The sequence below is a fragment of the Pseudomonas sp. Irchel 3A18 genome, from assembly GCF_900187465.1.
GTDB lineage: Bacteria > Pseudomonadota > Gammaproteobacteria > Pseudomonadales > Pseudomonadaceae > Aquipseudomonas > Aquipseudomonas cichorii.
Genome location: NZ_FYDI01000003.1, coordinates 391785 through 415376 on the forward strand (window position 1 = coordinate 391785; position 23592 = coordinate 415376).

A 23592-nucleotide genomic window follows, 5' to 3' on the forward strand; every position below is an offset into this window, starting at 1 on the left:
GTCCTGTACACTGCCGCCCTCAGCAGCCGTCAATCATTGGCTGCGCTCCCGTCATCAGCATCAGCGTTTGGACTTCCCGGCCATGCAAAAAGAAACAGAAATCAAACTCCGCGTCAGCCGCGAGACCCTCGTTGCACTGCGCGAGCACCCCTTGTTGAAGAAACGCAACAAAAGTGGCTGGGAGCGTATCGAGCTGTCGAACCAGTATTTCGACACCCCTGAGCGTGATCTGGCCAAGGCCAGGGTCGCTCTGCGCATCCGTCGCGACGGCGATCAGATCATCCAGACCATGAAGACCCGTGGCCAAAGCGTGGCCGGCCTGTCCGAGCGCAACGAATTCAACTGGGATCTGGCCAAGGCCAAGCTGGACCTGAAAAAACTCGAAGGCGACTGCTGGCCCGAGCAACTGGCGGATCTGGACAAGAAAACCATCAAGCCACTGTTCACCACCGACTTCATTCGTGAAAAGGCAGAAATCTCCTGGGGCCGTGGCAAGACCAAGGTCGTGATCGAGGCTGCTCTGGACCTGGGCCAGGTCGTGGCCGGCAAGCAGAAAGAAGAAATCTGCGAACTGGAACTTGAGCTGCGCGAAGGCGAATCTGCCGCGCTCCTGGAGCTGGCCGCTGAACTGGCCGCCACCCTGCCGTTGATGCCCTGCGATATCAGCAAGGCCGAACGCGGCTATCGCCTGTTCGATGCCAACAGCTACTCCCTGAGCCTGCCAGCACCGAAACTGGAAGCCGAAACACCACTGGACGATGCCTATACGGCGCTGGCCTGGCATCTGTTGGGCAGCAGCCAGCGCCTGGCCGAGCAATATCGCTTCAACGGCCACTGGCGTCTGCTGCAGGAATGGGTCGAGTTGCTGGGGGAACTGCGTTCACTGACCAGCAGCCTGGGCCAGGCTGCGCCTCGCGCCTCTACCGCACAACTGCGAGCCGCGCTGGATGCCCTGCTGGAAGACTGGCGCCCGCTGGTACAGGCCGGTCAGGAAGATGAAGACGTACGCGGCGCAGCTCACGAGCAATTTCTCGATGAGTTGCTGGACACCCGTTGGGGCGAGTTCTCGCTGAACACTTCGCGCTGGCTGCTGAACCGCAGCTGGACCGCCGAGCGCAGCAACCGCGGCAACCGCCAGGGCGCAGCGCTGTTGGCAAGCTGGCTGCCACGCCTGCTCGCCGACGAAGCGACCGCTCTGCAACTGGGCCGCTACCAGCAGCAACCCGAAGACCTGGCCGAGCAATTGCCACGCATCGAACGCATCCAGGTCTGGCTGCACTGGGCACGTGGCGCACTGGACCTGCCGGAACTGGATCGTCTGTATGGCGAATTGAACAAGCTGGAGCAACTGGCCCACCAGGACATCAGTGATGAGGTCCTCGATGCTCGCGTACAACAGGCGCTGACCGTATTCCAGAGCCGCGTCTGGAAGCTTCTGTTGCGTATGTGATGCATCATTTTCGCGAATGAATTGGCCCCTACAACCGTACAGACCGTGTGAAAACGTAGCGAGCGAAGGTCAGGCAAAGCGAAAACAGGCGAGGAACGGTCGGAGTCGCGCTCGACTTTACTGGCTGTAAATGAGCATTCCGAGCCTGTTTTCAACGCAGCATGACCGAGCGCAGTAGTTTTCACACGGTCTGTGAAGGAGCGACTTCAGTCGCGAAGAAACCCTACTTCACAATCGGCAAACTGGTTGTGGACTTGATCTCGGATAACGCCACGGTCGAGTTCACTTCCTGAATACCCGGCACCAGCGACAGTTTTTCAAAGAAAAACCGCTCATACGCCTCGATATCCGACGTCACGATGCGCAGCAGGAAGTCCACAGAGCCCATCAGCACGTAACACTCCAGCACCTCAGGGAAGCCGCGGATCGAATCAGTGAATTCGGTGAAGTTCGAGCGTCCGTGGGCGTTGAGTTTGACCTCGGCAAAGATCTGCGTGTTGAGGCCGATTTTCTTGCGGTCCAGCAGTGTCACATTGCGCCGTATCACGCCCTCATCCTTCAGCCGCTGTATACGCCGCCAGCAGGGCGACTGCGACAAACCCACTTTCTCTGCAACCTGGGCACTGGAGAGCGAGGCATCCTCTTGAAGCAATGCCAATATCTTGCGGTCGTAAGCATCCAGCTCAACTTGCATAAACAATCCCTTTAAAATCCATATTGCGCATTAACAATTCCAAAAAAGCCTAAACCTATTGATCATAGACCAGAAATTTCCGTTTCGGCGTGCAAGAATTCCTCCATTCAATACAGGAGAGGCCAGTATGCCCAACCTCGAAGCCGTTGCAGCACCGGAACTTCGCCCAGACACCTGGTCACCCGCCACAACGTCCTGCTGCGCGCGCTATCAGGTTCTGGCCGAGGCCGAACCGGCTCTGCTGTGTCAGGTACTCAATCTGTTTGCGATGCAATACCTGACACCACAGAACGCCATTGTTTCACGGCAGGACGGGTTGATGGCCATTGATGTCACAGTCGACGGGCTGAGCTGGCATCGAGCTCAGGTGATTGGCGAAAAAATGCGCAATCTGATCGATGTATGCTCGGTGGAACTGGAGCAAATCCACACCCCGCAAGCCGCTCATCAGCATGTTGCACTGGTCGCTGGCTGAAGTGTCTCGCAAACATTCGTAATTCCCGGTCGCACAGAGGGCTCAACACTGTCACGCTTGAGGGCTATTCTTGCTCATCGTCCGATGATGAATTGCCTCAAGGAGCGCGCATGGCAGTCCTCGCCCCATCGTCACAGGATCGCTGGCTCGATCTGAACGACCTGCTACGTGATCTGGTCGCCCAAGGCGTCCTGAGTCAGAACGATGCAGAAACAGCCCTCACCCAGCGCCGTAGCGCGGCCAATATCCAGCTTCATCCGCTGGAGTTCATTGCGACCCTGCAGTTCGATGACCTCAAGCGCGCAGGCAAGAAGCTCGACCTGGAAACCCTGACCAACTGGCTCGCACAGCAATGTGACCAGCCGTATATGCGTATCGATCCGCTGAAAATCAATGTCGCGGCCGTTATGCCCTTGATGTCGTATGCCTTTGCCCAGCGACACAAAATCCTCGCCGTGGCCGTGGATCGCGAATCCGTGACCATCGCCAGCGCGCAACCTTATGTGCGCGCCTGGGAAGAGGACCTGGCCCATGTGCTGAAGCTGACTATCAAGCGCGTGGTGGCCAACCCGGTCGATATCCAGCGCGTGACGGTGGAGTTCTTCAGGCTGGCGAAATCTGTCAGCGGTGCCAATGCGACAGATCTGAAAACCAGCAACATGGGCAACTTCGAACAACTGCTCAAGCTGGGTGCCAGCGATCAGGAACCCGACGCCAACGACGCGCATATCGTCAATATCGTGGACTGGCTGTTCCAGTACGCTTTCCAGCAACGCGCCAGCGATATCCATATCGAGCCACGCCGCGAGCAAGGCACCGTGCGTTTTCGTATCGATGGCGTGCTGCATAACGTCTACCAGTTCCCGTCACAGGTCACCATGGCGGTGGTCAGCCGCCTGAAAAGCCTGGGCCGGATGAACGTCGCGGAAAAGCGCAAGCCGCAGGACGGCAGGGTCAAGACCACCACGCCCGATGGCGGCGAAGTGGAATTACGGCTCTCGACCCTGCCCACCGCGTTCGGCGAAAAAATGGTGATGCGGATCTTCGACCCCGAAGTGCTGCTCAAGGATTTCGATCAGTTGGGCTTCTCCAGCGATGACTTGCGACGCTGGCAGGGCATGACCAATCAGCCCAACGGCATCATTCTGGTCACCGGCCCGACCGGTTCGGGCAAGACCACCACGCTCTACACCACACTCAAGAAGCTGGCGACCTCCGAGGTCAATCTGTGCACCATCGAAGACCCCATCGAGATGGTGGAACCCGCCTTCAATCAGATGCAGGTCCAGCACAATATCGACCTGTCCTTCGCCAGTGGTGTGCGAGCCCTGATGCGGCAGGATCCGGACATCATCATGATCGGCGAGATTCGTGACCTGGAAACCGCAGAGATGGCGATTCAGGCCGCGCTGACCGGCCACCTGGTGCTCTCGACCCTGCACACCAACGATGCCCCCAGCGCCATCAGCCGTATGCTGGAGCTCGGCGTACCGCATTACCTGCTCAAGGCCACCATTCTGGGTGTCATGGCGCAACGTCTGGTGCGTACCTTGTGCCCGCACTGCAAGGCTCCGATCAACCTGAATGAAACCGACTGGCAGACCCTGACACGCCCCTGGCAGGCTCCCGTGCCAAGCGGCGCACATCAGGCCGTCGGCTGTGTGGAATGTCGTGAAACAGGTTACCGTGGACGCGCCGGCGTCTACGAGATCATGCTTATGTCCGACAGCGTCAAAGCCTTGATCAGCGCCGACCTGGACCTGACCGCCATGCGTCGGCAGGCCTTCAAGGAGGGCATGCGCAGCCTGCGATTGTCCGGCGCGCAAAAAGTCTCGGCAGGGCTGACGACCCTGGAGGAAGTGCTGCGTGTCACGCCACAGAGCGAGCAGCGCTAAAGAAACGAACTCAACATCAGAAATCGACAGGGAAAGGTTATGCAAATCGGCAGTGTAGTGCTGTTATTCGTAGGTTTGGCAGTTGCGATTGTCTTCATGGGCTTCAAGGTTGTGCCGCAAGGCTTCCAGTGGACGGTTGAGCGCTTTGGGCGCTACACGACCACCCTGAAACCGGGCCTTAATATCATTGTGCCCGTGATGGACCGCATCGGGCACAAGATCAACGTCATGGAAAGTGTGCTGGATATTCCACCCCAGGAAGTCATCACCGCCGACAACGCCACCGTGCAGATCGATGCCGTATGTTTCTTTCAGGTGGTCAACACGGCACAGGCCGCTTATGAGGTGAACAACCTCGAACACGCCATCCGCAACCTGCTGCAAACCAACATCCGTACCGTGCTCGGCTCCATGGAGCTGGATGCGATGCTCAGTCAGCGTGACAACATCAACGAGCGCCTGCTGCGCACGGTCGATGAAGCCACCGCGCCCTGGGGCATCAAGATCACCCGTATCGAAATCAAGGACATCAGCCCACCCGCAGACCTGATGGCGGCGATGTCCGGCCAGATGAAGGCCGAGCGGATCAAGCGTGCGCAAATCCTGGAAGCCGAAGGCTTGCGCGCCTCTGCGATTCTTACCGCTGAGGGCAAGAAGCAGGCGCAGATCCTGGAAGCCGAGGGTGGTCGTCAGGCCGCATTTCTGGAGGCTGAAGCCCGGGAACGTCAGGCCGAAGCTGAAGCGCGGGCCACCCAAGTGGTATCCGAAGCGATTGCTGGCGGAAACGTACAGGCCATCAACTACTTCGTCGCCCAGAAGTACGTCGAGACACTGGGCAAACTGGCCTCTGCCAATAACAGCAAAGTCATCCTGATGCCGCTGGAGGCCAGCCAGGTGATCGGTGCGGTGGGCGGGATCGGAGAAATCGTCAAAGCCACCTTCAACAACCCGAAAGCCTGAGGCAAGGACGATGAATTTCCTGCAAAACCTGTCGGCCTGGGACTGGCTCGGGCTGGGCACGGTGCTGTTGATCTTTGAGGTGTTCGGTGCAGGCGGGTATCTGCTGTGGATCGGCATTGCGGCAGCATCGGTCGGCGTCCTGACTTTCGTCATGCCCGGCATGCCATGGGCCTTGCAGTTTCTGCTTTTCGCCCTGTTTTCCGTGCTGACTGCCGCCTATTGGTGGCATCGGCAACGCAGCGTGGCCCGTCCATCGGATCAGCCAGGGCTGAACATGCGCGGGCAGGAACTGATAGGGCGCACCTTCACCGTCCAGACCGCCATTGTCGATGGAAGGGGCAAGATCAAGGCGGCTGACAGCGTCTGGATCGTGACAGGACCGGACGCGCCTGAGGGCAGCCTGGTCAAGGTCATTGGTCAGGACGGTGTGATCTTGAAGGTCGAGGCCCTCGACTTAAATTGAACTCATGTGCTGCTCCGGCTATCCAACCCCTCAGAACAACCACAGTCGGAGTACACCATGCGTCTCAAACTTGCTGTCATCACATGTGCCTTACTGTCACTTCCGGTCGGTTCAGCGATGGCCGACGGTTTCTGGCGTAACGTGATTTCTTCCGGTGCCACCACCGGTTCGACTTACCTGACCTTCAAGGATCACAAGCTGATCGTCGCCGCACAGGATGACGCAGGCAGCTTCGTCGCCAGCAATGGCGGCATCCGCGGCCCATTCCTGGAAGCGGCTATCCAGCAGGTGCGCACTGACAATCCTGGCCTGAAAGCCACGGACATGGAACTGGCCAACGCGATTCTGGCCAAGAACCTGGTCGCTGAAAACCAGTAATCGGCCCCATGAAAAATGCCGCTCATTCGAGCGGCATTTTTTTGCCCCGGGGGTTACTCGCCGATGGCGTTTTTGTAACCGGCAGCATCCAGCAGTTTTGCCAGATCGGCGGTGGCATCGCTTGGCTTGAGCTTGAAGATCCAGGCTTCGTACGGAGTGCTGTTCAGCAATTCCGGAGCGTCGGCCAATTCTTCATTGACCGCAATGACTTCGCCCGCAACAGGCGAGTAGATATCGGAAGCAGCCTTGACCGACTCGACCACACCAGCAGCGTCAGTGGCGGCGAAAACCTTGCCCACTTCCGGCAGCTCGACGAACACCACATCGCCCAGCGCTTCCTGAGCATGATCGGAGATACCCACGGTTACCGTGCCGTCGGATTCCAGACGCGCCCATTCGTGGCTTTCGGCAAAACGCAGTTCGGCGGGAATATTGCTCATTTAGTCATCCTCTACATCGAGTCAGCGGAAAACCCGCCAGATAGGTTAGATCAGGGTTTTGCCATGACGTACAAACGCTGGCTGCACGACACGCACCGGATACCATTTGCCGCGGATTTCGACTTCGGCCCGGTCGCCAGTCGCCATCGGAACACGTGCCAGGGCAATCGATTTGCTTAGCGTAGGAGAGAAACTACCACTGGTGATCTCTCCTTCGCCAATTTCTGCGATACGCACGACCTGACGCGCCCGCAACACGCCGCGCTCTTCGAGCACCAGCCCCACCAGTTTCGAGGCCACGCCTGCGGCACGCTCGCTTTCCAGTGCATCGCGACCGATGAAATCACGCTCTGCCGGCTCCCACGCAATGGTCCAGGCCATGTTCGAGACGAGCGGCGAAGCGTTTTCGTCGATGTCCTGCCCATACAGGTTCATGCCTGCCTCAAGACGCAATGTGTCTCGTGCGCCCAGACCGACAGGGGAAATGCCTGCGCCGACCAGATCGTTGAAAAAACCGGGAGCCTGCTCGGCTGGCAGCATGATTTCCAGACCGTCTTCACCGGTGTAGCCGGTGCGGGCAATGAACCAGTCGCCATCGTCACGGGCTTCAAAATACTTGAGCTGATGAATGGTTTCGGCGCGAGCGCTGGACACCAGTTCGGCAATCCGGCTTCTGGCCCGTGGCCCTTGAATTGCCAGCATGGACAGCCCCGTGCGCTCGATCAGTTGCACATCGAAACCGGTGAGGTGCGATTGCATCCAGGCCATGTCCTTGGCACCGGTTGCCGCATTGACCACCAGGCGATAACCGCTGGCGGTGAGGTAGACGATCATGTCGTCGACGATACCGCCACGGGTATCGAGCATGGCGCTGTACAACGCACGTCCCGGACTTTTCAGCCGTTCTACGTCGTTGGCCAGCAGGTAACGCAACCAGGCCTTTGCCTGACTGCCCATGACATCGATCACATGCATGTGAGAGACATCGAACACTCCGCAATCGCGGCGTACCTGATGATGCTCTTCGACTTGCGATCCGTAATGCAACGGCATGTCCCAGCCACCAAAATCGACCATCTTCGCGCCAAGCGCGAGGTGCAGGTCAAAGAGTGGGGTACGCTGTCCCATGGGTTTCTCCTTCCGGGCGTGGCGAAGGTGCGGACAGGCAGATCAAAGGCAAGCCCCTCGTGAATAGAGGTATGCAGCAAATGACAGCGCGCCGAACGGTCTGACAGACCGCACCGATTGCGGCGCATTGTAGCCGTATGGGGAGTGACTAACCAATCTGACGCGCCGATCGCCGGATCAACCCGATCACGGGCAACAGCCCGACCAGTACCAGTGTCAGCGCGGGCAGTGCAGCACGCGCCCACTCGCCCTCGCTGGTCATCTCAAAGATGCGCACGGCAAGGGTATCCCAGCCAAACGGACGCATGAGCAAGGTGGCGGGCATCTCTTTGAGCACGTCGACAAAGACCAATAACGCCGCGCTCAGTGCGCCCGGAATCAGGAGCGGCAGATACACTTTGAAAAACAACTTTGGCCCGCTGACCCCAAGGCTGCGGGCCGCCTCCGGCAGCGAGGGCCGGATGCGTGAAAGGCTGTTTTCCAGCGGCCCATAGGCCACTGCAATGAAGCGCACCAGATAAGCCAGCACCAGCGCTGACAGGCTGCCCAGCAGCAAAGGCTTGCCGGCCCCGCCCAGCCAGCCGGAGAGTGGGATCACCAGCTGCCGGTCCAGGTAACTGAAGGCCAGCATGATAGAAACAGCCAGTACCGAACCGGGCAGTGCATAGCCGAGATTGGCCAGGCTCACGCCGGAGCGAATCACCGGGGTTGGCGCCATGCGTCGGGCAAAGACCAGGATCAGCGCCACGCCGACGGTTATAAGCGCAGCGATGCCGCCCAGATACAGCGTATGCAGGATCAGGCCGGTATAACGCTCATCCAGATCGAAACGGCCCCGCTGCCAGACCCAGACAATCAACTGCAGCATGGGCACGGCAAACGCACAGACGAAGACCAGCCCACACCAGCTACTGGCCGCCAGCGCTTTAATACCACGCAGGTGATAGAGCGCCTTGCCTCGCGGTCGTTCGTTGGTCGTGCGGCCGGCCCCACGGGCGCGGCGTTCGCCATAGAGCACCACCATGACTGCCAACAGCAACAGGCTCGCCAACTGCGCCGCGCTGGACAGGCTGAAGAAACCGTACCAGGTCTTGTAGATCGCGGTGGTGAACGTATCGAAGTTGAATACCGACACCGCGCCGAAATCCGCCAGGGTCTCCATCAGCGCCAGCGCCACACCGGCGCCGATTGCCGGACGCGCCATGGGCAGCGCCACACGCCAGAAAGCCTGCAACGGCGACTGCCCCAGCACCCGCGCAGCTTCCATCAGGCCTTTGCCCTGGGCCAGGAAAGCCGTGCGCGCAAGCAGATAGACGTAGGGATAGAACACCAGCACCAGAACGATGATCACCCCGCCCGTGGAACGCACCCGAGGCAGTCGCAGGCCGCTGCCAAACCATTCCCGCATCAGGGTTTGCACCGGGCCGGAGAAATCCAGCAGGCCGACAAAGACAAAGGCGAGCACATACGCAGGAATCGCGAACGGCAGCATCAAGGCCCAGTCCAGCCAGCGTCTGCCGGGAAACTCACAAAGGCTGGTCAGCCACGCCAGACTGACGCCCAGCACCGTGACACCGACGCCAACCCCCAGCACCAGAATCAGCGTGTTGCTCAGCAGGCGAACCATCTGGGTTTCCAGAAGATGGGACCAGATCTCCCGGTCGATGGTCTCCCAGGACAGCAACAGCACGCTCAGCGGCAGCAGCACCAAAGCGGCGATGGCAAAAACCAGGGGATACCAGCGGCGTTGGACGGGATGGGCCAAGGGGGATTCTCAAAAATCATGGAGAACCTCGTAGGAGCGAATGAATTCGCCACTACGAGGGTGTGGCGGGTATTAAATCAATTCCAGCCAGCACGATCCATCATGCGAATCGCTTCGGCCTGACGCTTGCCCGCCACTTCGACCGGAATGGTGTCAGCCTTGAACGCGCCCCAGCTCGCAACCTCTGCCGATGGCGCGACTTTCGGGTTGGCCGGAAACTCCTGGTTAGTACCGGAAAAGATGGTTTGTGCCTCTGGCCCCGTCATCCACTCCACCAGCGCCTTGGCAGCTTCGGGGTGTGGTGCATGCCTGGTCAGGCCGATACCCGACAGGTTGACGTGTACGCCGCGGTCCGACTGGTTCGGCCAGAACAGCTTCACCGCCAGGTCCGGGTTTTCCTTGTGCAGGCGACCGTAGTAGTAGGTGTTGACGATACCGACGTCGCATTGCCCGGCATTGATTGCCTCAAGCACCGCGATGTCATCGGAGAACACATCGGTGGACAGGTTATTGACCCAACCCTTGAGAATCTTCTCGGATGCTTCGGCGCCATGGGTTTCGATCAGGGTCGCCGTCAGGGACTGGTTATAGACTTTCTTGGCCGTGCGCAGGCACAGGCGCCCTTCCCAGTTCTTGTCTGCCAGGGCTTCGTAAGTGCTCAGTTCGGCAGGCTTGACGCGATCCGTCGAGTAGGCGATGGTCCGCGCCCGCAGGCTCAGGCCGGTCCAGGCATGGCTGGAGGAACGATATTGGGGCGGGATATTGGCGTCGATCACCGGCGAGGTGAACGGCTGGAGAATCCCCATCTGCTCGGCCTGCCAGAGGTTACCGGCATCGACGGTCAGCAGCAGGTCAGCCGTGGCGTTTTCGCCTTCGGCCTTGATGCGCTGCATCAGCGGGGCTTCCTTGTCGGTAATGAACTTGATCTTCACACCGGTCTTGGCCGTGTAGGCATCGAAGACAGGCTTGATCAGCTCATCGATACGCGATGAGTACACCACGACCTCATCGGCAGCCTGGGCAGTGCTGCCGAGCACGGTCAGTGTCAAAGCAGCCAGAAGACGCTTGCTAGCCTGCATGGGAGTCTCTCGCGTTCAAAAAATGAGGCGAAATGGTAGTTAATCCCATTTTCGATCACAATCGAACTACCACCCGAGGCGTTACCAGATGTTTCAAACCCCTGTAGGAACGAATTCATTCGCCCCTACAGGCGGGCAAGTTCCGGGAGCTCTCCGGACAATCCCAACGCTTCGCGCACGAACATGGCCTTGGCTTCCGGCATCTGGTTGACCAGCTTCAAACCCGTGTTGCGCAACCAGCGCAACGGCAGCGGATTGGCCTGGAACAGGCGCTCGAAACCTTCCATGGCCGCCATCAATGACAGGTTGTGAGGCATGCGGCGGCGCTCGTAACGGCCGAGCACACGGACATCGGCCAGCCGCTCACCACGCTCAGCGGCATGCAGCAACACTTCAGCCAGTACGGCAGCATCGAGAAAGCCCAGGTTCACGCCCTGACCGGCCAGCGGGTGAATGGTGTGGGCGGCATCGCCAATCAGCGCCAGCCCCGGCGCGACATAGCGCTTGGCGTGACGCTGACGCAACGGCACACACACTCGCGGGTCGGCAGTCAGCACCTGCCCCAGACGGCCCTCGAAAGCCCGCTCCAGTTCGCGGCAGAAGGTTTCGTCATCCAGCGCCATCAGGCGCTCGGCTTCAAGCGGCGTCACCGACCAGACGATGGAACACCAGTGCTCTTCTTCATGCTCCAGCGGCAGGAACGCCAGCGGACCATCGTCGGTAAAACGCTGCCAGGCGGTCTTGCGATGGGAGTCGGCCGTTCGCACGCTGGTGACGATGGCGTGATGCAGATAATCCCACTCGCGGGTCGGTGTGCCTGTCAGGCGGCGTACAGCCGAATTGGCACCATCGGCAGCAATGACCAGCGGCGCACGCAACTGGCGACCGTCGGCCAGGGTCAGCAGCCAGTCGTCACCGGAATGACGCATGTGCTCCAGACGGGCATTGGCCAGTAAACCGATATCGCTGTCGTGCAGTCGTTCCAGCAGAGCGTCCTGCACCACACGGTTCTCGACGATATGACCCAGCACTTCAGCATGCACGCTGGACGCTGAGAAATGGATTTCGCCAGTGCCGCTGCCGTCCCACACATGCATCTGCCCATAAGGGCTGACGCGACGGGCGGTGATGCCTTCCCAGACATCAAGACGCTGCAGAATCCGCTGGCTGGCTGCCGACAGAGCACTGACGCGGGGCTCGAAGGACGATTGCGAGTCGAAGGGTTTGACGCTCAGCGGGCCGCCATCGACCACCACCACATCCAGGCCGCTGCCCTGCAAGGCCAATGCAAGGGCGCTGCCGACCATTCCGGCTCCGACAATCAGCACATCTGCGCGGGTTTCCATGCTTAGATCGTTCTCGCTTGCGGCCGTGGCCGTGTTCTGAAAGTTTGTGGGTCACACATCGGATCGAGTCCCCAGGCCCATGGCCTGACGGGCGAACCAGCGTTTGGCGGGCGGCAGCAGGTCCAGCCCCAGCAACCCCAGGTTGCGGCCTGCGGTGACCACAGGCTGTGTGCTGCCGAACAGGCGGGTGACCTTGTCGGAAAAGCCCACGGTCATCTGTTGATCGAGGCGTTGCCTTTCACGATAGGCCAACAAAGTCGCCAGATCACCCGGCGACTTGTCGCTTTCCAGCAATGCTTCAGCCAGGGCGTCGGCATCACGAAGCGACAGGTTGAACCCCTGACCGGCAATCGGGTGCAGGCTGTGGGCGGCATTGCCCAGCACGACCAGATGCGAACGAACCTGCTCTTCGGCTTCCACCAGGGAAAGCGGATACACATGCCGCGAACCGACCTGACGCAAGGTGCCCAGGCGGTAACCGAATACATTCTGCAGTTCACTGAGGAAGCTGCGGTCATCCAGCGCCGCAAGCCGCTGGGTGTCGTTGCCCTTGCGGGTCCAGACCAGCGCGCAGCGATTTTCCGGCAATGGCAACAGAGCCATGGGACCGTCATCGGTGAAGCGCTCGAACGCCTGTCCGCAATGGGCTTCGCTCGGGGTGATGTTGGCGATCAAGGCGCTCTGATCATAAGAGCGTTCGCGCACGCCAATACCCAACTGTTCGCGCAGGCTGGAGCGGCCACCATCGGCCAGCACCGCCAGATCACATTCCAGTTCGGTTTCGTCATTGAGGGTCAATCGATAGCCGCCGGCCAGGGCCTGCATGTGCGTAACCTCGGCGGGCACGCGCCATGTCACGACCTCCCGATCCAGCCCCGCCCACAAGCATTGGCCCAGCCAGGCGTTTTCCACCACATAACCCAGCGCCGGCACGCCTTCTTCCATGGCAGCAAGACGGGTCGCACCGAAGCGCCCGCGATCGGACACCTGAATCTGCATGATGGGTTCGGCGCGCCGGGTAATCTGATGCCACAGGCCAAGGCGTTCATAAATGCGCCGCGCCCCGAACGACAGCGCCGAAGAGCGTGCATCGTAGCTGGGCTGATAGCTGTCGCCGGGGGCGAAAGGTTCGATCAGGACGATTTTCCAACCGCGCGCCTTGGCGCCCGCCTGCAAGGCCAGAGCGAGGCTGGCACCCACCAGACCGCCACCGATGATGGCAAGATTGAAGCGGCTCATGCGACCTGAGCCTGTGCAGCGGCCATCAGGGCCTCGATTTCAGCGACAGTCTTGGGCACGCCGCCAGAAAGAATTTCACACCCCTTCTTGGTCACCACTACGTCATCCTCGATTCGCACACCGATACCTCGCCATTTTTTCGCGACGTTCTGATTGTCGGGAGAGACATAAATCCCAGGCTCCACGGTCAGCGCCATGCCGACCTCCAGTACCCGCCATTCGCCGCCGACCTTGTATTCGCCGACATCATGCACGTCCATGCCCAGCCAGTGCCCGGCACGGTGCATATAGAACGGCTTGTACGCTTCGGTCTCGATCAACTCGTCCACATCGCCCTGCAACAGGCCCAACTCAACCAGCCCGGCAGTAATAACCCTGACCGTCGCCTCGTGTGCCTGGTTCCAGTGCTTGCCCGGTCCGATGGCCGCGAACGCCGCTTCCTGAGACTTGAGCACCAGTTCGTAGATTGCCTTCTGCTCTGCCGAGAATGTCCCGCTGACCGGAAAGGTGCGAGTGATGTCGCTGGCATAGCAGTCGATCTCGCAACCGGCGTCGATCAACACCAGATCGCCCTCCTTGAGCGGCGCGTCGTTCTGCTGATAGTGCAGGATGCAGGCATTACGGCCCGACGCGACGATGGACCCGTAGGCCGGCATCCTTGCCCCGCCCTTGCGAAACTCGTAATCCAGCTCGGCTTCCAGGCTGAATTCATATAGCCCCGCACGGCTGGCCTGCATCGCCCGGATATGGGCGCGTGCAGAAATCTGTGCTGCCTCACGCATGACCTTCACTTCCGCTGCCGATTTATACAGGCGCATGTCGTGAAGCAGATGATCCAGCGCAACGAACTCGTTCGGCGGCTGCGCACCCAGGTGCGCCTTGGAGCGAATGGTGTTGATCCACTCCATCAGATGCCGGTCGAATTCAGGGTTGCTGCCCATGGCCGAGTAAACCCGCTCGCGCCCTTCGATCAGGCCCGGCAGGATGTCGTCGATATCGTTGATCGGAAACGCATCATCTGCACCGAAATCACGAATGGCGCCTTCCTGGCCTGCACGCAGGCCATCCCACAACTCGCGCTCCGGGTTGCGTTCACGACAAAACAGCACGTACTCGCCATATTCACGCCCCGGAATCAACACCACCACAGCTTCGGGCTCGGGAAAGCCGCTCAGGTACTGGAAATCGCTGTCCTGCCGGTAGACATGCTCGACATCACGATTGCGAATCGCAACAGCCGCGGCCGGAAGAATGGCGATGCTGTTGGGCACCATCTGGGCCATCAGGGCCTTGCGTCGGCGGGCGTATTCGGACTTCGGGATAGAGATCATGGGCAGACGGGGTCCCTTGGTGGAGCGAGCCGGTCAGGTCTGTAGAAACCCTGCCGGCGCGCCGTGATGAGCAATCAGTGCAGGGAAGGCTTGGGCTGTGGCGCAACGGCCTTGCTGCACTCGGTGAACAGCAGCAGTGGTGCGACGCGCAGGTATTCCATGACTTCCATGTAATCGCTTTCGCCGTCTTCGGATTCTTCCAGTGCATCCTGAACCTGAGCGATTGCAGCCAAGTCCTGTAACACTTCAGTGGCTTCGATGCTCAGCACCGCATCTCCGACCGCCAGGCCAAAGCCCGACAGGAAACCCTGGCACCATTGACCCAGTGCAGCAGCGCGCTCGGTCAGCGGCTCGTCATCGCCGGGCAGCAACAGCACGACCGTCATGTCATCGCCGGTGAGTTCGCCCTTGACCATCTCCTGCAAGCCAATCAGCGCCTGGCGAACATTGTCCTCAGGCTCGGTTTCAAGCAGTACGGAAGCATCGGCAAACCAGCCTTCGCTATCGAAGCCGGCACCGGCACAACTGCGCCCCAGCAACAGGCCGTGCAGTTCGGCAGGGGAAACAGGATGACCACTGGTATTGAGCAGAGTGGCAAATGCTTTGTACGGGGAATTCTGAATGGGCATGGGCAGCTAGTCGCCAAACGGCGCAATGTCTAGAATGAAGGCCTTGTATCCTAGACTATCCGCGCAACAAGATCATCAACACGGCGGTTAGAGGCAGTGGCGTTACCTCACTCCGTGCCATTCATCAGAAAGTATTCAGTGGAAAACAATGGAAGACACCGATCTGCAAGCCCTGATGAACCGGTTGGAATTGCTGCTCAAACACATTGAGCAACTTAAAAGCCAAAATGCACTCCTATTAGCTCAGGAAAAATCCTGGCGCGAGGAACGCGCCCACCTCATCGAAAAGAACGAAATCGCCCGGCAGAAGGTCGAGTCCATGATTTCGCGCCTCAAGGCCCTGGAGCAAGACTCATGAGTAATGGCAACAGCGTTACCGTTCAAATCCTCGACAAGGAATATTCGATCATTTGCCCTCAGGAAGAGCGCACCAACCTGGTCAGCGCCGCCCGCTACCTGGATGGCAAGATGCGTGAAATCCGCAGCAGCGGCAAAGTGATTGGCGCAGACCGCATTGCGGTCATGGCTGCCCTGAACATCACTCACGACCTGCTGCACAAACAGAATCTGCCTGACGTGCAAACCAGCGGTTCGACCCGCGAACAGGTGCGCGACTTGCTGGAAAGAGTCGATCTGGTGCTGGCCACAGACACCCCGACAACACCCGATTCACCTCGTAGCTGATTATTTGCAGACGTTTCTGTATACTTGCGCCGCTCCCTGGAGTGCTTGCCAGTCGGTCATGTCCCTGAGCCGATACGCACAACCACGGGGGTTGCACGTTGGGGTCGGTGTGCATGTCCGCTTGACGGAAAGCCTTAAGACCTCCTGCAATCACCACCTTGAACTTTCGGGTTCAAGGGCTACACCGACAGCGGTTCGTCGGGGAGTCCTCATTCAATCCATTGCCAGTCCAGCTGTCTGGCAATGTCGATTCCGTATCTGGTTTCAACCTCACGGATCAGCCTGCATGACCTTGCGCTCATGACCAGCAACCCGACAATCACACGCCCGCAACTGCGCCGCCAGCTACGCAAGGCGCGTCGTGCCTTGAGTCCTGGCCAGCAACGCGCAGCCGCTCGCGGCCTGTATCGCCAACTGGCACAACATCCCCTGTTTCGCCGCGCCCGGCATGTCTCGCTGTATCTGCCCATGGACGGCGAGATCGATCCCCGGCTTTTGCTGCGGGCCGCCCAACGTCGGGGCAAGGCGACTTATCTGCCGGTGCTCGATGCCTGGCCACGTACCAAGATGGTTTTCCAGCGCGTGCGCCCTGGCGAGAAATTCATCCCCAACCGTTTTCGCATCCCGGAGCCGCGTATCAATCGCGCACGGCAACGCAGGATCTGGGCACTGGATCTGATCCTGATGCCTCTGGTCGGATTCGATGACGAAGGCGGACGCCTGGGAATGGGCGGCGGTTTCTATGACCGCAGCCTGGTGTATCTGGCACGCCGAAAAACCTGGAAAAAACCGCTGCTGCTGGGCCTGGCCCATGAGTGTCAGAAAGTCGAACGGCTCGCGCAGGCAAGCTGGGATGTTCCGCTGCAAGGCACGGTATCGGACAGCCGCTGGTATCTGGCACAACAGGAAGAAGAGAAGTGACGCGACGGGAGCTACAGGCATAGCCCCCGGAAAAGAAAGAAGCTTAAAGCATCAATGCCGCCCGGGCACCTTTTGTTGCTGCTGAGTGATCTCGACAGGTGCATCCACCTTGTTGGCCCACAGGCTCTGCGCATAACCGGTAGTCACGATACCCAAGCCGAACAATGCCACTAAAACCCACAGTAAATCCGGCTTGCGTTTCATTGACTGCCCTCCTTCGACAAATCAATACGCTGCCAACAGCCGCTCTCGTAAAGGCCATGTAACAGCAGGGTGCTTAAAAAGGCGGCATTTTGCGATAACGTGAACCAGTACGCAAATAGTGGCGCCAACCGACTGTCGGTTTGTCATAAAAACATCCCGATGGTGTGTATTTCCATGGAGAACACCCGATGGCCTATTGGCTGATGAAGTCAGAACCCGACGAACTCTCGATCAGTGACCTGCAACGCCTCGACAAAACCCGCTGGGATGGCGTGCGCAACTATCAGGCCCGCAACTTCCTGCGCAGCATGGCGGTGGGTGACGAGTTCTTTTTCTATCACTCCAGTTGCCCGGAGCCAGGAATTGCCGGTATCGGCAGGATTATCGAGGCGGCCTACCCGGACCCCACGGCCCTTGAGCCGGAAAGTCACTACTTCGACGCCAAGGCCAGCGCCGAAAAGAATCCATGGAGCGCAATCGATGTCGCCTTCGTGGAAATCTTCCCGAAAATTTTGGGGCTGGGTTACCTGAAACAACAAGCGACGCTTGAACAACTGCCTCTCGTGCAGAAAGGCAGCCGACTGTCTGTGATGCCCGTGACCGCCGAACAATGGTCGGCGATCCTGGCACTGCGCTGAGGGCGTTACTGAACGATAAAGTTGTTGAACAGCAAGTCTTCAACAATCGGCTTGCCCTCTTCACTGGTCATGACTTGCTGGACCTGCTTGAGTGCTTCCTGACGAATCTTTTCCTTCGCATCGGCGCTGCTCATGGAATCGACGGTCTGTTGGGTAAACAGGGCAACCAGCAGATTACGGATCAGCGGGTCATTACGCTTGACCGCCGCCTGGGCATCGGCGCCGGTAACGCGCAGGGCGATATCAGCCTTGTAGACGCGCAACTTCGGTCCGCCATCAAGGGCATAGTTACCCACAAACGGAGGCGTCAGAGACACATAAGCCGCCTTGGGCTCGCCTTCACCTTCTTTGGCTTCTTCCTGCGCCAGGGCAGGCAACGACAAGGCCAACAACATCAAGATCCACGCTTTCACAGTCCACTCCTTAATACGGGTTGCCCGCGTAGGTTACAGCTTATACACGCTTATAAGGCCGGGCCATGCTCATTGACCCGAAAACCTGCATATCCGACCTTATCGGCCATTACTGGAAAAGGAATAGCCCGATGAAAGCCCTGCTGTGCAAAGCCTTCGGTCCTGCCGACACCCTGGTCCTGGAAAACGTCGACAGCCCCGTCATCAAGAAGAACGAAATCCTGCTCGATGTACAGGCTGCTGGCGTCAACTTCCCGGACACGCTGATCATCGAAGGCAAATACCAGTTCAAGCCGCCTTTCCCGTTTTCACCGGGCGGCGAAGCAGCAGGCATCATCTCGCAGGTCGGTGAAAAGATAACCCACCTCAAACCCGGCGACCGGGTCATGGCCCTCACCGGCTGGGGCAGTTTCGCCGAGCAGGTTGCCGTAGCGGGCTACAACGTACTGCCGATCCCGGAAGCCATGGACTTCACCACCGCCGCCGCTTTCAGCATGACCTACGGCACCTCCATGCACGCCCTCAAACAACGCGCCAACCTGCAACCCGGCGAAACCCTGCTGGTGCTCGGAGCCTCCGGCGGCGTGGGCCTCGCCGCCGTGGAAATCGGCAAAGCCCTAGGGGCTCGCGTCATTGCTGCCGCCAGCAGCGCCGAAAAACTTGAAGTCGCCAGAAATGCCGGCGCAGACGAACTCATCAACTACAGCGAAACCAGCCTCAAGGACGAAGTGAAACGCCTGACAGCAGGCAACGGCGTCGACGTCATCTACGACCCGGTCGGCGGCGACCTCTTCGACCAGGCCGTACGCTCCATCGCCTGGAACGGCCGCCTGCTGGTCGTCGGCTTCGCCAGCGGCCGCATTCCCGAACTGCCCGTAAACCTCGCCTTATTGAAAGGCGCATCAGTGGTCGGCGTATTCTGGGGCTCCTTCGCGCAAAGACAACCACAAGACAATGCCGCGAACTTCAAGCAATTGTTTGATTGGTATGCAGAAGGAAAGTTGAAACCATTGGTGTCGCAGGTTTACCCGCTGGAAAGAGGCGCAGAAGCGATTGAGGTGTTGGGGAAAAGGAGTGCGGTGGGGAAGGTGGTGGTGGAGGTTGGTTGATATGGAGGGTAAACAGACAGAGTTCTGACAAACCAACTTAAATAAATTCACGGCCATCAAAAACAACAAACATATACCGCGTCGTCCGACAGCAAATTCGTAACGTCCAGCCATACAAACAAGGAGATTTGTATGGCTACACGAAGGAAGCGACAAACCAACGTACTGCATGACAATACAACTGGAACGGTAAACATCACCCCCAGTAGCAATCCTGCACCTCAAAATACCGGTTTCTTTGATCGGGGTTTCACTAATACGGGCTCTTCAAGCCGAAGAAGACGGCGTCGACGACTGCATGCTCGCGCCCGTCAACAGGCCCATCAGGCCTGGGCGGATGCCGTCAACAATGAGCATGAAGCCAGGCTTCTCGCCGAGTCGGCAGCATTTCTGGAACAGCGTTCTACGGAGTTGTCCGAGCATCACGCCCGGATGTCGCAAGCCCGTCAGAACAATGCTCTATCGCCACGAGCTAGTACCGAGCGATTGTGGTCGGCAATCGCCGCATCGAACACGTCCGGTAGTTTGCCCGCCCCTGCCGAAGGGCTGGAAAAGGCCGGGCAGATCGCTAAAGAGATATTCATTCGCGAAATCCCGCCTACAAATTCCGCCTGACATTCTCCGGCAGATAATCCACATAGTTTCTTTGGGGATTTTTCTGGCAGTTTTTCAGGATGCCCGGAATTGCGTTAATAAATTCCATAACCAGCGCCTCCCGCGCATCGCCTGAAAGAAACGGATAGATGACATTGCCACTGGAAAGATAGAACTCCGTTCGGACCAGGGTTTCAGCCTCATGAGCGCGGCCGCTTTTGCGCCAGTTGCTCTCCGCTTCCTTGTTGAGCTGACGGCATGCCACCTTCTTTAACTCGACATTGGCTGTCGGCGACGGTTCTTTATACGGTCTTCCTAAAAAGCGGTAGGTGACTTTTACTGCCTCCCCCTCTGGATTGGAGGCGGGTGGCGTCCAGGGCTCGAAACGCCATTGTTCAACAGCCTTTTTGGTCGCCTCCACGAATCGGGGCTCGGTAGCATCAAGCACCTCAAGGAATCGCACCCCGCCATCGGCCTGAATGAAGATCCGTACAACGACCTCGCCTTTTGCAGACGAACCGCTCAGTTCCTCTGGATACTCGATGTCCGGCATAGACAGTGGCACCGGGTATGAGCCTTCCGCGGTGACACACCCCACAAACAAAAGACCTGTAAACAGCACACCAACCCCATGGAATCTGCTCGGCATTCACAAGGCTCCTTGCAATGCGCCAGGCACATCGTCTGACTGTGCCAGCCCACTCAACAGGCTCTTGATAGAAACAGGAAGGTAGTCGCCATACCTGTGCTGTGGATTAAGCCGGCAGCTTTTCACAATCTCTGGAACCAACCGCCCCAACTGCTCAAGCAAGACCTTGCGCTCATCCTCGCTACGCAGAAGAGCCGCATAGCTACTGAATAAAAACTGACCGGTGTACCAGAACACGTCGACTTTATTTAAAGGCTCTTCCGGAAAGTCTCTGTTTTGCGTATCGACTTCGTTATTCAAATAGGCACAGCGGATATTGCTCAGGCCGACATCGACTTCCTGATTGAAATGCCTGTTTCCGTGAGATCCAAAAATGACAGGGATCATGATGCTGATTTGCGGTGGGGCGCCCACGGTTCCAGCCCATGGGCGATAGCGCCATTGAGCCAAAGCCCCCACAGCAGCCTCAGTCAATTGTGGATGCCCGCTCTCTATCGCCCGAACGTCCTGCACATTCCCGCCAGAACTCACCACCAACTGAACCCGTACCTTTCCGGTGTATCGGCTTCTGATCAATGCTGGCGGATATACAGGCTTGGGGGTAAACAGGGGGACAATCAAGGCATCGGCAGACTGCACCGAAAGAGGCAGCAAAAGAACAAAAACAAACGCAATAAACCTCATACACACCCCCTGAAAACCGCGATATGAACGCCTGCATGGCGTAGTGACCGCGATAGTAGAAGGCTCCCTCAGTGCTCATAAGGACATGCAATCCCATTCAAACGTAGGAGCAATCCCAAAAAAAAATGACGGCATCTACCCAAACAAGATGTTCACAAAAGAACACGAACAACCTCACATTTCCTATGCAACTTTCGGAAAAAGCGCTGCTTTTTTCTGTAACGAAAATGTAATATTCGCTTTCGCAAAAAATAAAAACCCGGAGCGTCTGCATGTTTGCGTTTTTCCGCCCTGCCAAGCACATGGCACCCATCCCCGAAGAAAAGGTCGATAGCACTTACCGTCGTCTGCGCTGGCAGATCTTCGCCGGTATTTTCATCGGCTATGCCGGTTACTACCTGCTGCGCAAGAACTTCTCCCTGGCGATGCCTTACCTGATCGAAGAAGGCTACACACGCGGGCAGTTGGGTGTTGCCATGTCGGCCATCGCGATTGCCTACGGCTTGTCGAAATTCCTGATGGGGCTGGTTTCGGACCGCTCCAACCCGCGCTATTTCCTGCCGTTCGGGTTGCTGGTGTCGGCCGGGGTGATGTTCATTTTCGGTTTCGCGCCCTGGGCGACGTCCAGTGTCACGATCATGTTTGTGCTGCTGTTCATAAACGGCTGGGCACAAGGCATGGGCTGGCCGCCGAGCGGGCGGACGATGGTGCACTGGTGGTCGCAGAAAGAGCGCGGCGGTGTGGTTTCGGTCTGGAACGTGGCCCATAACGTGGGTGGCGGTCTGATCGGCCCGCTGTTCCTGCTGGGCATGGGCTGGACCAACGACTGGCACGCCGCATTCTATGTGCCGGCAGCCGTGGCTCTGCTGGTGGCGGTCTTCGCCTTCGCAACCATGCGCGACACCCCGCAATCGGTTGGCCTGCCGCCCATCGAGCACTACAAGAACGATTATCCGGAAGGCTACGACGCCAGCCATGAAGAAGAATTCAGCGCCAGGGAAATCTTCGTCAAATACGTGCTGCGCAACAAACTGCTGTGGTACATCGCCCTGGCTAACGTGTTCGTCTATCTGCTGCGCTATGGCGTGCTGGACTGGGCACCGACCTACCTGAAAGAAGCCAAGCACTTCACGGTCGACAAGACCTCATGGGCCTATTTCCTGTACGAGTGGGCCGGTATTCCTGGCACGCTGCTGTGCGGCTGGATGTCGGACAAGATCTTCAAGGGCAACCGCGGCCTGACCGGTATGGTGTTCATGTTCCTGGTGACCATCGCCACGCTGGTGTACTGGCTGAACCCGGAAGGCAACCCGACCGTCGACATGATCGCTCTGGTTTCCATCGGCTTCCTGATCTACGGCCCGGTGATGCTGATCGGTCTGCAGGCACTGGAACTGGCGCCCAAGAAAGCAGCCGGTACTGCGGCAGGTTTCACAGGGTTGTTCGGTTACCTGGGCGGCTCGGTCGCAGCAAGCGCGGCGATGGGCTACACCGTTGACCACTTCGGCTGGGATGGCGGTTTTGTGCTGCTGATCAGTGCGTGCATCCTGGCTATGGCGTTCCTTGCGCCAACGCTACGTCACAAACAGGTTGCCAGCACGTCTCGGTAAGCCTGAGTCAAAGCGTAACCGGGTTGGACCGGCAACGCTTCAGCCGCGCCTCCAGATTCAGATCTGGCATGGCGTGGCTGCGCAAGGCGTTGGCGGTCTGCTCGACGTAATCACGAGTCGTGCCATACCGCCCGCTTGCGCTGGCCAGTACCTGGCTCAGCACACTGTCCGGCAGGTTGCCCGCATAGCTGGGCAAATGCCTCTCCAGCACAAATCCCAACGCCTGAACCTGTGTGCCATCTTCAAGACGGCAGCTCAGCCAGTGCGGGCGATAAGAGGGATAAGGCATTTCGCGCTGCCAGAGCGCGAACAGGGAGTCTTCAAGGCATTCATCCGGCAAGCGGTAGGCGAACCCCGTGCAGGAGCCGCCACGGTCCAGGCCGAATACCAGGCCAGGCACTTCGGGTGTGCCCCGATGTTCGTGGGACCACAGGTACAAGCCGCGATGGTAGCCATATACCCGTGCGCGCTGACGCTCGACAGCCTTGCATTCAGGGCGCCAGATCAGCGAGCCATAAGCGAACAGCCAGACAGGGCCGCCCTTGTGGCGACGCAGGGTGGCGTTCATCGAGGCGAGCAGTTGCTCGCGGGTGAGTTGCGGGCCAAGATCGATTACTGGCGGATATTTCAGACCAAGGCCGTCATGCACGGCCGCCGCCAATTCATTGATTGGATTGTCCATTTGCCTCCCTGACAGCCTGACTGTCAGTCATAACCGAGCCTTGAGGACCCGCTCATGGATAAGCGGCGTCAAGGTATCGCGGTACGGGTGCTGCTACAGGCCTGAGCCTGTGTTTTCATCGCTATAAGCTAT

The 23592-nt window shown here is 58.8% G+C and carries 27 protein-coding genes and 1 other RNA gene; 13 read left to right on the forward strand and 15 right to left on the reverse strand.

Annotated elements, in window-relative coordinates; all coding sequences use genetic code 11:
* Window positions 1-82 precede the first annotated feature (82 nt).
* Complete coding sequence (locus CKW23_RS07420; RefSeq protein WP_095067386.1) at window positions 83-1450, forward strand: CYTH domain-containing protein; 1368 nt, start codon at window positions 83-85, stop codon at window positions 1448-1450.
* A gap of 223 nt (window positions 1451-1673) precedes the next feature.
* Here the strand turns inward: CKW23_RS07420 and CKW23_RS07425 are convergent, their stop codons facing one another.
* The gene (locus CKW23_RS07425; protein ID WP_025258022.1) at window positions 1674-2144 is read right to left on the reverse strand and encodes an Lrp/AsnC family transcriptional regulator; all 471 of its coding nucleotides are present in this window, start codon (window positions 2142-2144) and stop codon (window positions 1674-1676) included.
* Window positions 2145-2271: 127 nt separating this feature from the next.
* Between CKW23_RS07425 and CKW23_RS07430 the strand changes: the two genes are divergently transcribed.
* The 5 genes from CKW23_RS07430 to CKW23_RS07450 all read left to right on the forward strand — a co-directional run bounded on the left by CKW23_RS07430 (window position 2272) and on the right by CKW23_RS07450 (window position 6315).
* Window positions 2272-2619, forward strand: coding sequence for a hypothetical protein (locus tag CKW23_RS07430; protein WP_095067327.1), 348 nt, complete (start codon window positions 2272-2274; stop codon window positions 2617-2619).
* Between the two features lie 110 nt (window positions 2620-2729).
* Window positions 2730-4514, forward strand: coding sequence for a GspE/PulE family protein (locus tag CKW23_RS07435; RefSeq protein WP_025258020.1), 1785 nt, complete (start codon window positions 2730-2732; stop codon window positions 4512-4514).
* 39 nt (window positions 4515-4553) lie between these two features.
* Window positions 4554-5474 (forward strand): SPFH domain-containing protein, encoded by a 921-nt coding sequence (locus tag CKW23_RS07440; RefSeq protein ID WP_025258019.1) that lies wholly within the window; start codon window positions 4554-4556, stop codon window positions 5472-5474.
* 10 nt (window positions 5475-5484) lie between these two features.
* Complete coding sequence (locus CKW23_RS07445; RefSeq protein ID WP_025258018.1) at window positions 5485-5937, forward strand: NfeD family protein; 453 nt, start codon at window positions 5485-5487, stop codon at window positions 5935-5937.
* A gap of 57 nt (window positions 5938-5994) precedes the next feature.
* Window positions 5995-6315: a DUF2388 domain-containing protein gene (locus CKW23_RS07450; protein ID WP_025258017.1), complete on the forward strand. Its 321-nt coding sequence runs from the start codon at window positions 5995-5997 to the stop codon at window positions 6313-6315.
* A gap of 53 nt (window positions 6316-6368) precedes the next feature.
* Here the strand turns inward: CKW23_RS07450 and gcvH are convergent, their stop codons facing one another.
* From gcvH to CKW23_RS07490, 8 genes are all read right to left on the reverse strand, one after another.
* A complete protein-coding gene (gcvH, locus tag CKW23_RS07455; protein WP_025258016.1) occupies window positions 6369-6755 on the reverse strand; it encodes a glycine cleavage system protein GcvH in 387 nt (128 codons plus the stop codon).
* A 45-nt stretch (window positions 6756-6800) separates the two neighbouring features.
* A complete protein-coding gene (gcvT, locus tag CKW23_RS07460) occupies window positions 6801-7883 on the reverse strand; it encodes a glycine cleavage system aminomethyltransferase GcvT (RefSeq protein ID WP_025258015.1) in 1083 nt (360 codons plus the stop codon).
* Between the two features lie 148 nt (window positions 7884-8031).
* The gene (locus CKW23_RS07465; protein ID WP_095067328.1) at window positions 8032-9648 is read right to left on the reverse strand and encodes an iron ABC transporter permease; all 1617 of its coding nucleotides are present in this window, start codon (window positions 9646-9648) and stop codon (window positions 8032-8034) included.
* 77 nt (window positions 9649-9725) lie between these two features.
* Window positions 9726-10727: an extracellular solute-binding protein gene (locus CKW23_RS07470; RefSeq protein ID WP_025258013.1), complete on the reverse strand. Its 1002-nt coding sequence runs from the start codon at window positions 10725-10727 to the stop codon at window positions 9726-9728.
* Window positions 10728-10852: 125 nt separating this feature from the next.
* Window positions 10853-12073 carry a 2-octaprenyl-3-methyl-6-methoxy-1,4-benzoquinol hydroxylase gene (locus CKW23_RS07475; protein ID WP_025258012.1) on the reverse strand — a complete coding sequence of 407 codons (1221 nt, stop codon included), beginning with the start codon at window positions 12071-12073 and terminating at the stop codon, window positions 10853-10855.
* A gap of 51 nt (window positions 12074-12124) precedes the next feature.
* The gene (gene ubiH / locus CKW23_RS07480) at window positions 12125-13312 is read right to left on the reverse strand and encodes a 2-octaprenyl-6-methoxyphenyl hydroxylase (RefSeq protein ID WP_025258011.1); all 1188 of its coding nucleotides are present in this window, start codon (window positions 13310-13312) and stop codon (window positions 12125-12127) included.
* Window positions 13309-14643 carry a Xaa-Pro aminopeptidase gene (gene pepP, locus CKW23_RS07485; RefSeq protein WP_025258010.1) on the reverse strand — a complete coding sequence of 445 codons (1335 nt, stop codon included), beginning with the start codon at window positions 14641-14643 and terminating at the stop codon, window positions 13309-13311. The genes ubiH and pepP overlap by 4 nt, the downstream gene beginning before the upstream one ends.
* A gap of 74 nt (window positions 14644-14717) precedes the next feature.
* A complete protein-coding gene (locus CKW23_RS07490; protein ID WP_025258009.1) occupies window positions 14718-15272 on the reverse strand; it encodes a YecA family protein in 555 nt (184 codons plus the stop codon).
* Window positions 15273-15420: 148 nt separating this feature from the next.
* On the opposite strand from CKW23_RS07490, the gene CKW23_RS07495 reads away from it, so the two are divergent.
* The 4 genes from CKW23_RS07495 to CKW23_RS07510 all read left to right on the forward strand — a co-directional run bounded on the left by CKW23_RS07495 (window position 15421) and on the right by CKW23_RS07510 (window position 16877).
* On the forward strand, window positions 15421-15630 hold the full coding sequence (locus CKW23_RS07495; RefSeq protein WP_025258008.1) for a TIGR02449 family protein: 210 nt from the start codon (window positions 15421-15423) through the stop codon (window positions 15628-15630).
* Window positions 15627-15956 (forward strand): cell division protein ZapA, encoded by a 330-nt coding sequence (locus CKW23_RS07500; protein ID WP_025258007.1) that lies wholly within the window; start codon window positions 15627-15629, stop codon window positions 15954-15956. The genes CKW23_RS07495 and CKW23_RS07500 overlap by 4 nt, the downstream gene beginning before the upstream one ends.
* A 30-nt stretch (window positions 15957-15986) precedes the next feature.
* Window positions 15987-16165, forward strand: a non-coding RNA gene (gene ssrS, locus CKW23_RS07505) — 6S RNA.
* 91 nt (window positions 16166-16256) lie between these two features.
* Window positions 16257-16877, forward strand: coding sequence for a 5-formyltetrahydrofolate cyclo-ligase (locus CKW23_RS07510; RefSeq protein WP_095067387.1), 621 nt, complete (start codon window positions 16257-16259; stop codon window positions 16875-16877).
* A gap of 51 nt (window positions 16878-16928) precedes the next feature.
* On the opposite strand, the gene CKW23_RS07515 is transcribed toward CKW23_RS07510, so the two are convergent.
* A complete protein-coding gene (locus tag CKW23_RS07515; protein WP_038399728.1) occupies window positions 16929-17081 on the reverse strand; it encodes a hypothetical protein in 153 nt (50 codons plus the stop codon).
* Between the two features lie 188 nt (window positions 17082-17269).
* On the opposite strand from CKW23_RS07515, the gene CKW23_RS07520 reads away from it, so the two are divergent.
* Window positions 17270-17719, forward strand: coding sequence for an EVE domain-containing protein (locus CKW23_RS07520; protein WP_025258005.1), 450 nt, complete (start codon window positions 17270-17272; stop codon window positions 17717-17719).
* 5 nt (window positions 17720-17724) lie between these two features.
* Here the strand turns inward: CKW23_RS07520 and CKW23_RS07525 are convergent, their stop codons facing one another.
* A complete protein-coding gene (locus CKW23_RS07525; protein ID WP_025258004.1) occupies window positions 17725-18132 on the reverse strand; it encodes a flagellar basal body-associated protein FliL in 408 nt (135 codons plus the stop codon).
* Between the two features lie 131 nt (window positions 18133-18263).
* On the opposite strand from CKW23_RS07525, the gene CKW23_RS07530 reads away from it, so the two are divergent.
* The gene (locus CKW23_RS07530; protein ID WP_095067329.1) at window positions 18264-19241 is read left to right on the forward strand and encodes an NADPH:quinone oxidoreductase family protein; all 978 of its coding nucleotides are present in this window, start codon (window positions 18264-18266) and stop codon (window positions 19239-19241) included.
* Between the two features lie 446 nt (window positions 19242-19687).
* On the opposite strand, the gene CKW23_RS26450 is transcribed toward CKW23_RS07530, so the two are convergent.
* Genes CKW23_RS26450 through CKW23_RS07545 form a run of 3 tightly spaced genes read right to left on the reverse strand, consistent with a single transcriptional unit; the run spans window position 19688 to window position 21168 of the window.
* Entirely contained in the window at window positions 19688-19825 is a 138-nt protein-coding gene (locus CKW23_RS26450; RefSeq protein WP_159918419.1) for a hypothetical protein, read from the reverse strand.
* Between the two features lie 14 nt (window positions 19826-19839).
* Entirely contained in the window at window positions 19840-20484 is a 645-nt protein-coding gene (locus CKW23_RS07540) for an energy transducer TonB (protein ID WP_256590429.1), read from the reverse strand.
* Window positions 20485-21168, reverse strand: coding sequence for an energy transducer TonB (locus CKW23_RS07545; RefSeq protein ID WP_095067330.1), 684 nt, complete (start codon window positions 21166-21168; stop codon window positions 20485-20487).
* 272 nt (window positions 21169-21440) lie between these two features.
* Between CKW23_RS07545 and glpT the strand changes: the two genes are divergently transcribed.
* On the forward strand, window positions 21441-22778 hold the full coding sequence (glpT, locus tag CKW23_RS07550) for a glycerol-3-phosphate transporter (RefSeq protein WP_038399726.1): 1338 nt from the start codon (window positions 21441-21443) through the stop codon (window positions 22776-22778).
* A gap of 7 nt (window positions 22779-22785) precedes the next feature.
* Here the strand turns inward: glpT and CKW23_RS07555 are convergent, their stop codons facing one another.
* On the reverse strand, window positions 22786-23460 hold the full coding sequence (locus tag CKW23_RS07555) for a gamma-glutamylcyclotransferase (RefSeq protein WP_025258000.1): 675 nt from the start codon (window positions 23458-23460) through the stop codon (window positions 22786-22788).
* Window positions 23461-23592: the final 132 nt, after the last annotated feature.